Genomic DNA, 8085 nt, shown 5'->3' on the forward strand with positions numbered 1-8085 from the left:
GGTCAGTCTCCTACCGGTTGACGGTCTCCGCCGCCGCGATGCGCATCGAGCGCGTGCTTGATGCGACGCAGCGATTCTCGGCCCGCATCGCCGAGCCGCAATGCGACTCCGGTGACGAGCACGTCGATCGCCATCATCATCGCGTAACGCGATGTCGACGGCTTGTAAATGAAATCGGTTTCGAACGCGACGACCGGAATCAGGTGGTCAGCCAGCTTCGCGAGCGGCGAAGCCGGCGCGGTGATCGCGATCAGCTTCGCGCCGTAGCGCTTCGCGAGCCGGCAACTCTCGAGCAGCTCGGGCACGCGGCCGCTCACCGACAGCGCGACGACGACGGTGTCGCGCGACAGCGTCGCGGCCACCATCCGCTGCAGCACGCTGTCCTGGTAGCTCGCGACCGGCCGGCCGAAGCGCACGAGCCGGAAGCGCAGCTCGTCGGCAAGCGCCGTCGAGCCGCCGCCCTGCCCGTACACATAGGTCATCTTCGCGCCGGCGAGCAGGTCGGCCGCTTCGTCGAACGACGTATTGCGCAGCAACTGATGGTTGTGCGCGAGCGCCACGCGGATCTCGTCATAGACCATCGACGCAGGGCTCGCGTCGTCGGCCGGCGCGTCATCGGACGGCACCAGAAAGCGCTGCCCGACGGCCGCCGCCTGCGCGACCAGCACCTTCAGTTCGCGCACGTCGCGGCAGCCGACCGCTTTCGCGAAACGCGTGACCGTCGCGACGCTGACCTCCGCGTCGCGAGCAAGCGCGCCGATGCTTGCATGCGCGGCGCGCGCGAGATCGGCGAGGATGTACGCGGCGACCTTTCGCTCGGCTTCGCGCAGCTCGGGCGCGCATTCGGCGATCCGCGCGACGATGTCGAGGATCGGCGTAGCGGCAGGCGCCGGATGGAGCTCGGCCGCGAGCGGAACGGACGGAGTAACGGGCGTATTCATCTGCGGAAAAGAGTGCGAAGCTCTATGTTACTAAATAACATCACCGCGCCGATGCTACTTTCTGTACCATCGGCGTGTCAACTTCAGTGCAATGCATAGTGATGATGGAGTGGGATGACATGAAAGTTACAAACTATCAGGAAGCGACGATCGATCCGTTCGGCAAGGGTCTCGGCAATCTGCCGAGCGCCAGCGTGCCGCTCGGCGACGCGGGCCGGCTCGAGTGGAACCTGCTTGCGGAAGACGTCAGCCTGCCGGCCGCCGTGCTGTACGAGGACCGCATCGAACACAACCTGAACTGGATGCAGGCATTCGTCCAGAAGTACGGCGTCAAGTTTGCGCCGCACGGGAAGACGACGATGGCGCCGCAACTGTTCCGCCGCCAGCTCGACGCCGGCGCGTGGGGCATCACGCTCGCGACCGCGCACCAGACGCAGGCCGCGTATCACGGCGGCGTGCGGCGCGTGCTGCTCGCCAACCAGCTGGTCGGCCGCCAGAACATGACGATCATCGCCGGGCTGCTGTCCGATCCCGACTTCGAATTCTTCTGCCTGGTCGATTCGGCGGAGAGCGTCGACCAGCTCGGCCGCTTCTTCGGCGCACTGAAGAAGCCGCTGAACGTGCTGCTCGAGCTCGGCGTGCCGGGCGGCCGCGCAGGCGTGCGCGATGCCGCGCAGCGCGAGGCCGTGCTGGCCGCGATCGCGCGCTATCCGGACACACTGAAGCTGGCCGGGATCGAGCTGTACGAAGGCGTGCTGAAGGAGGAAGGCGAGATCCGCACGTTCCTGCAGGAAGCGGTCGCGCTCACGCGCGAGCTGGCCGCAGCAGGCCGCTTCGCGCGTACGCCGGCGATCCTGTCCGGCGCCGGTTCGGCGTGGTACGACGTGGTCGCGGAGGAATTCGCGAAGGCGTCGAACGCCGGCTTCGCGGAAGTCGTGCTGCGTCCGGGCTGCTACCTGACGCACGATGTCGGCATCTACAAGAAGGCGCAGACCGACGTGTTCGCGCGCAACCCGATCGCACGCACGATGGGCGAAGGGCTGCTGCCCGCGCTGCAGCTGTGGGCCTATGTGCAGTCGGTGCCGGAAGCTGATCGCGCGATCGTCGCGCTCGGCAAGCGCGACGCGGCGTTCGACGCGGGGCTGCCGGAGCCGGCGCGCCACTTCCGCCCGGGCCGCGATACCGCGCCGCGCGACGTCGCCGCCGCCGAAGGCTGGGCCGTCACCGGGATGATGGACCAGCATGCGTACCTGCAGATCCCGCCGGGCGCGGACGTGAAAGTGGGCGACATGGTCGCGTTCGACATCTCGCACCCGTGCCTGACGTTCGACAAGTGGCGCCAGGTGCTCGTGCTCGATCCGCAGTTCAGCGTGACGGAAGTCGTCGAAACCTTCTTCTGACGCCCGTCGCGCGTACCGCCCCGCCGCTCGCGCGGGGCGGCCGTCACGCGCGCTTCAAGCGGCCGGAGTACACTGCGCTTTCGTCCTCGGGGCCCCAGGCGGGCGTTGCACGCACCCGCCGCGCGGGCCCTCAACGCAGTTCCACTGGAGAAAGCCATGGCCGCGAAGAAGATCCTGTTCCTGACCGGTGATTTCGCCGAAGACTACGAAACGATGGTGCCGTTCCAGGCGCTGCAGGCCGTCGGCCACCACGTCGATGCAGTCTGCCCGGGCAAGCGCGCGGGCGACAAGATCAAGACCGCGATCCATGATTTCGAGGGCGACCAGACTTACACTGAGAAGCCCGGCCATCAGTTCACGCTGAACGCTGCGTTCGACGACGTCGACGCATCGCGCTACGACGCGCTCGCGATCGCGGGCGGCCGCGCCCCCGAATACCTGCGACTCGATCCGAAGGTGATCTCGCTCGTGCGCGAGTTCGCCGAAGCCGGCAAGCCGATCGCCGCGATCTGCCACGCGGCGCAACTGCTCGCGGCCGCCGACGTGATCCGCGGCAAGCGCATCTCGGCCTACCCGGCCTGCGCGCCCGAGGTGAAGCTCGCCGGCGGCGAATACGCGGACATCCCGGTCGACGCGGCCGTGACCGACGCGCCGTTCGTCACCGCGCCCGCATGGCCCGCGCATCCGGCGTGGCTCGCGCAGTTCCTCGCGCTGCTGGGAACGCGCATCGAGCTGTAAATCGAAAGTGAATTGAGATGAGATGAAACGCCGGCCGGCGGCGGGATTTCGTGCCCGCTTGCCGGCCGCGATCGGTCGCGGGCGCGGCGCACGCGCCTGCCCGCGTCGCGCTTCAGCGCGCGGCCGGTGTCGAGCCGACGTCCGCGATCCGCGCCTCCAACATCGCCAGCGCGCCCGACAGCGCATTCAGCACGTCGTCCGGCAATTGCGCCATCGTCTGTTCGAGAAACGCCTTGCGGCGTGGCAGGCATGCGTCGAACGCAGCGCGGCCGTCGTCCGTCAGCGTCACGTTGGTCACACGATTGTCGCGTGCGTCGGATTCACGCTGGATCCAGCCGAGCGCGTCGAGCAACTTCAACTGGCGCGTGAGCGCGCCCGGATCGATGCGCAGCACTTCGACGAGCTTCTTCTGCGACGAATGGCCGCCCATCGTGTGCAATGCGACCATGATGCGCCAGCGCGGCATCGGTTGCCCGACGTGCGCCTCGAACGCGATCGTGAACGCACGATACGTGCGTCCGAATTGCTGCAAGATCGCGACGCGGTCCTGTTCTTCCATGCGCTCAGTTCTACTCGTTCAATCGTTCAGTCGGCCGCGACATGCGGCTCGATCTTGTGCCGCAACACGATCGGCGGCACGCGGCGGCACTGCCACACCGACACCACGGCGACGACGGCCGCCATTGCGACGCCCAGGTGGATCGCGCCGACGAGCGACTCGCGGGCCGCTTCCAGCAGCAGCGCGCCATTATGCCCGGCACGCGTCAGCTCCGCGACCAGACCGCCCTGCGCGGCCCGATCGATCAGGATTTGCGGATCGGCGAGCTGCGCATGCCACGAGGTCGCATGATCGGCCGACAGCGCACTGCGCACGCCGCTCGAGTACATCTGGTTGACGAGCGTGCCGGTCAGCGCGGTGCCGACCATCCCGCCGACCATCCGCAGCGACTGCAACAGCGCCGTCGCGATGCCGAGATGCTCGCGGCCGGCCGTCTGCTGCGCGAAGACGGTGAGGTTCGGCAGCACGAAGCCGAGCCCGATGCCGCCCGCGACCATCAGCGCCATCAGCACCCACTTCGGCGTCGTGTGGGTCGATACGACGATGCCCGCGCAGGTGATCGCGAACAGCACGAAGCCGACGTGCAGCATCGCGTTCGGATTGCGGATGCGCGTGACGACCCGGCCGTTCATGATGCTGCCGATCGTGATGAACACGACGAGCGGCGTGATCACGAGCCCCGCCTCCTTCGGCGACATCCCGAACCCGCCCTGGAACAGCAGCGGCGCATAGAACAGCAGCGAGAACATCGAGAAGCCGGCGAGGATCGCCAGCACGAAAAGTGCCGACAGCGCGCGGTTGCCGAACATGTCGAACGGCAAGATCGGCTGCGCGCAGCGCCGCTCCCAGTGCCACAGGCCGAAACCGGCCGCGACCGCGACGACGAGCAGCAGCGATGCCCAACTCGCGATGCCGTACTTCGGCAGCCATTCGACGAACAACTGCAGCGCGCCGAGCGACAGCGCGATCAGCAGCGCGCCCGGCCAGTCGAGCCGCATCTTGCGATCGTGCTCGACGTGGCGCAGGTGGGGCAGGTAACGCCACACGAACAGCAGCGACAGCAGGCCGACCGGCAGGTTCACGTAGAACACCGAGCGCCAGCCGAACGACTGGGTCAGCACGCCGCCGAGCGACGGGCCGACCGCGTTCGCGATGCCGAACGCGGAGCTCATCAGCACCTGCCAGCGCAGGCGCACGACGGAATCGGGGAACAGGTCGGGAATGCACGCGAACGCGGTGCCGACCAGCATCCCGCCGCCGATCCCCTGCAGCCCTCGCGCGAGCACGAGCATCAGCATGTCGTTCGCCATCCCGCACAGCACGGACGCGCCGGTGAACACGACGATCGACGCGATGACGAACGGCTTGCGGCCGTAATAATCGCCGAGGCGGCCGAAGATCGGCACCGTGATCACGGAACTGAGCAGGTACGAGGTCGCGACCCACGCGTACAGGTCGAATCCGCGAAGCTCGGCGACGATGGTCGGCAGCGCCGTGCCGACGACGGTCTGGTCGAGCGCGACGAGCATGGTGACAAATGAGATCCCGATCATCGCCAGCAGCGATTCACGGAACGGCAGGACTTGCCCGCTCGAATGGTGGGCGGCAGTATGGACGGCCATTTTTTGTTGGCGCAACTTTTGACGAGTCAAACAATCTCAAAATTCTAGCATGCCGGAGTAATCTAGGCCGGCGACGGTCAAACTGGCTCAGCCCCCCAAGGAGAAAGATGGAACCGATTTCAATCACCCCCGCGACCACGCTGTCGCAGGAGGATCGGGACGCGCTGTGGCGCGCGAAACAGGTGCTGGAAAGCCCGTCGCTGACGATGAAGCTGACGGGCATGCTGGGCGCGCCGGTCGAGAAAATGATCGCCCGGCTGCCGGATTTCGCGACAGGCAAGATCAACGACGCGACGCAGCTCGCGCTGCGCAAGTGCCTGAACATCGCGCTGCGCACGCTCGGCAAGCCGCCGGCGCCGGACGCCGAGCCCGACAAGCCGAGCAACCTGCTGCACAAGCTCGCAGTGGCGACCACCGGCGCGGCGGGCGGCGCGTTCGGCTTTCTCGCGCTGCCGGTCGAACTGCCGGTGACGACGACGCTGATCTTCCGCTCGGTGTGCGACATCGCGCGCAGCGAAGGCGAAGACCTGAGCTCGGTCGATACGCAGCTGCAATGCCTGGCCGTGCTCGGCATGGGCGGCAACCCGGACAAGCAGGAAGAGGACGCCGATCTCGGCTATTTCGTGCTGCGCGGCGCGCTCGCGCAGGCGATCTCGAAGGCATCGTCGGACATCACGACGAAGGGCATCGCCGCGCACAGCTCGGCGGCCGTGTTCAAGCTCGTGCAGACGGTGGCGTCGCGCTTCTCGGTGCAGGTGACCGAGCAGATGGCCGCGAAATCGATTCCGGCGATCGGCGCCGTGCTCGGCGCGACCGTCAATACGCTGTTCATCGACCACTTCCAGCAGATGGCGCACGGCCATTTCACCGTGCGCCGGCTCGAGCGCAAGTACGGCTCGGTGGCCGTCAAGGCGGCCTATCAGGCGATCGACGCCTCGCCGGCACGCTGAACCGCACGTTCGACCGCGACGCGGCGCAGGAACGCGGCCGCACGGTCGAGCGCGTCGCGCGCTTCCGGCACCATCGGCGCGTACAGCTGCCACACGTGCGGCATGTCCGGCCACACCTCGATCTCCACCGCCACGCCGGCCGCCTTCGCCTTCTCGGCGACGCGGCGCGAATCGTCGAGCAGCACCTCGGTGCTGCCGACCTGGATATACAACGGCGGCAGGCCCGCGAAATCCGCATAGAGCGGCGATGCGTACGGATTCGTGCCCGGCTCGTCACCCAGGTAAAGCTTCGCGGCCTTCGGCAGGGCCGCGCCCGCGAACATCGGATCGGCGCCGTCGTTCGTGCGCAGCGTCGCGCCGGTGGCGGCCAGATCAGTCCACGGCGAGAACAGGATCGCGCCGGCCGGCAGCGGCTCGCCACGGTCGCGCAGCGCAACGAGCGTCGCGAGCGCGAGGCCCCCGCCCGCCGAATCGCCGCCGAGCACGATCGACTCGGGCGGCGTGCCGAGCGCCAGCAGTTGCCGGTACGCCGCCAGCGCATCGTCGAGCGCGGCCGGGAAACGGTTTTCGGGCGCCAGCCGGTAGTCGAGCGAGAACGAGCGCACGCCCGCGCGCTTCGTCAGGCCGAACACGAGCGGCCGGTGGGTTTTCGTCGAACAGAAGTAATAGCCGCCGCCGTGGAAGTACAGCAGCGTGCGGCCGGGCCCGCGACCCGCGCCCGCGTCGGTGCGTTCGAGCCATTCGCCGCGCAGCGGTGCGTCACCCGCCCCGTAGCACTGGCGCAGCCGGTAGCCCGACGGCGCGCGGCGCGGCACATACATTCGCAGGTCGGTAAAGCGCCGTGCGCGGGCAGGATCGAGCACCTCGCGCGTGGTCTCGGGACGGAACTGCCAGCGCAGCAGCCAGCACGCGAACTTGCTTTGCCAACTCATCGGACGCACTCCGTAATCACAGTGTGACGATGGTACGTGCGATCGCACCCGCACCGCTCGACAGGTGCCTCTATATCAAACGCCGGCACTCAGTTCGCCGGCATCACCTGGCCGCGGATCTCGCCGGACGGGTGCTCCTTCGTATGGACGTTGAAATACCACTTGCCGCCCATCAGGTCGGTGACCTGCGCGTCGGTGAGTTCCTTCGAACCCTTGATCGGGCTTGCCAGCTCGTCCTTTGGAATCGGCACCTGCACGCCGGCGTTCTGGCCAACCGGTGCCGGCCCATGGAAGTGCGCGGCGGTGGCCGGCCCCGTGAGGTGCTCGTAAGTGACCTTCCACCGCAGCATGTGGGTGGCCGTGTCATAGGTGGCCTCGACGTCGCCCGAACCCTTGGTCGCCGTCGGCGGCACTTCACTCGACGGCTGGAGATTGGCGGTCAGGCGCACCGTTTCGGCAGCGGCGCTGCCGGCGGCGAGCACGCCCGCGAGTAACGCGACCTGGAGCAAACGCAGCTTGAGCATGGACTCTCCTTGTACGACGTTGTACGCCGCCCGAGCGGGGGCGCCAGACATGATGGTAGTCGATCGCCGCCGCTGCGGGAGTCCCCCGAACGGCCATCCAGCGAATCGCCGCACCACGCACGGCAGGCTATCTCGCACGGCGCGCGACGTGTCAGTCTGCGTCTACCTGGAACGGACCTTTGCAGCCCGATGACTCAATCCGCGCGCGGCCTTTCGCTACACTGCGACTCACAGTTGCTTGTTTCCTTCGTCCGAAGGAGTCTGCGAGTATTCACGCGGCCGCCCGGCCGCGTTTTTTTGGTTCATCGTGGAAAACCGTGGAGGTTTTCGAGGCAATTGGTAATCTGATGCCGCTAGAAACGGGCGTTGGAGGCCAAATTGCTGGATCGCAAAGCACTGCAGGCGCTGGGCTGCTGGAC

Annotated in this window: 8 protein-coding genes and 1 pseudogene; 3 read left to right on the plus strand and 6 right to left on the minus strand. The window is 67.5% G+C overall.

The genetic code is table 11. From position 1 onward, the window contains the following. Positions 1-2: 2 nt before the first annotated feature. Positions 3-941: a MurR/RpiR family transcriptional regulator gene (locus LGN17_RS31380; protein WP_226200867.1), complete on the minus strand. Its 939-nt coding sequence runs from the start codon at positions 939-941 to the stop codon at positions 3-5. Positions 942-1060: 119 nt separating this feature from the next. On the opposite strand from LGN17_RS31380, the gene LGN17_RS31385 reads away from it, so the two are divergent. After that, positions 1061-2341, plus strand: coding sequence for an amino acid deaminase (locus LGN17_RS31385; protein ID WP_226200868.1), 1281 nt, complete (start codon positions 1061-1063; stop codon positions 2339-2341). A gap of 156 nt (positions 2342-2497) precedes the next feature. Continuing rightward, positions 2498-3079 carry a DJ-1/PfpI family protein gene (locus tag LGN17_RS31390; protein ID WP_021161332.1) on the plus strand — a complete coding sequence of 194 codons (582 nt, stop codon included), beginning with the start codon at positions 2498-2500 and terminating at the stop codon, positions 3077-3079. A 112-nt stretch (positions 3080-3191) separates the two neighbouring features. Here the strand turns inward: LGN17_RS31390 and LGN17_RS31395 are convergent, their stop codons facing one another. After that, the gene (locus tag LGN17_RS31395; protein ID WP_175956295.1) at positions 3192-3638 is read right to left on the minus strand and encodes a MarR family winged helix-turn-helix transcriptional regulator; all 447 of its coding nucleotides are present in this window, start codon (positions 3636-3638) and stop codon (positions 3192-3194) included. Between the two features lie 26 nt (positions 3639-3664). Beyond that, positions 3665-5260, minus strand: a complete 1596-nt coding sequence (locus LGN17_RS31400; protein WP_226200869.1) for an MDR family MFS transporter — start codon at positions 5258-5260, stop codon at positions 3665-3667. A 107-nt stretch (positions 5261-5367) separates the two neighbouring features. Between LGN17_RS31400 and LGN17_RS31405 the strand changes: the two genes are divergently transcribed. Further along, positions 5368-6210 (plus strand): EcsC family protein, encoded by an 843-nt coding sequence (locus LGN17_RS31405; protein WP_043190554.1) that lies wholly within the window; start codon positions 5368-5370, stop codon positions 6208-6210. Here the strand turns inward: LGN17_RS31405 and LGN17_RS31410 are convergent. The 3 genes and pseudogenes from LGN17_RS31410 to LGN17_RS31420 all read right to left on the minus strand — a co-directional run. Then, positions 6180-7142 (minus strand): alpha/beta hydrolase, encoded by a 963-nt coding sequence (locus LGN17_RS31410; protein ID WP_226200870.1) that lies wholly within the window; start codon positions 7140-7142, stop codon positions 6180-6182. The two genes, LGN17_RS31405 and LGN17_RS31410, sit on opposite strands and share 31 nt — an antisense overlap. A gap of 89 nt (positions 7143-7231) precedes the next feature. Further along, positions 7232-7666 (minus strand): CHRD domain-containing protein, encoded by a 435-nt coding sequence (locus LGN17_RS31415; protein WP_226200871.1) that lies wholly within the window; start codon positions 7664-7666, stop codon positions 7232-7234. Between the two features lie 228 nt (positions 7667-7894). Next, positions 7895-8085 (minus strand): annotated as a pseudogene (locus LGN17_RS31420) (hypothetical protein); the annotation flags it as partial.

Source organism: Burkholderia sp. AU30280, assembly GCF_020420125.1.
In the GTDB taxonomy this organism is placed as follows: domain Bacteria; phylum Pseudomonadota; class Gammaproteobacteria; order Burkholderiales; family Burkholderiaceae; genus Burkholderia.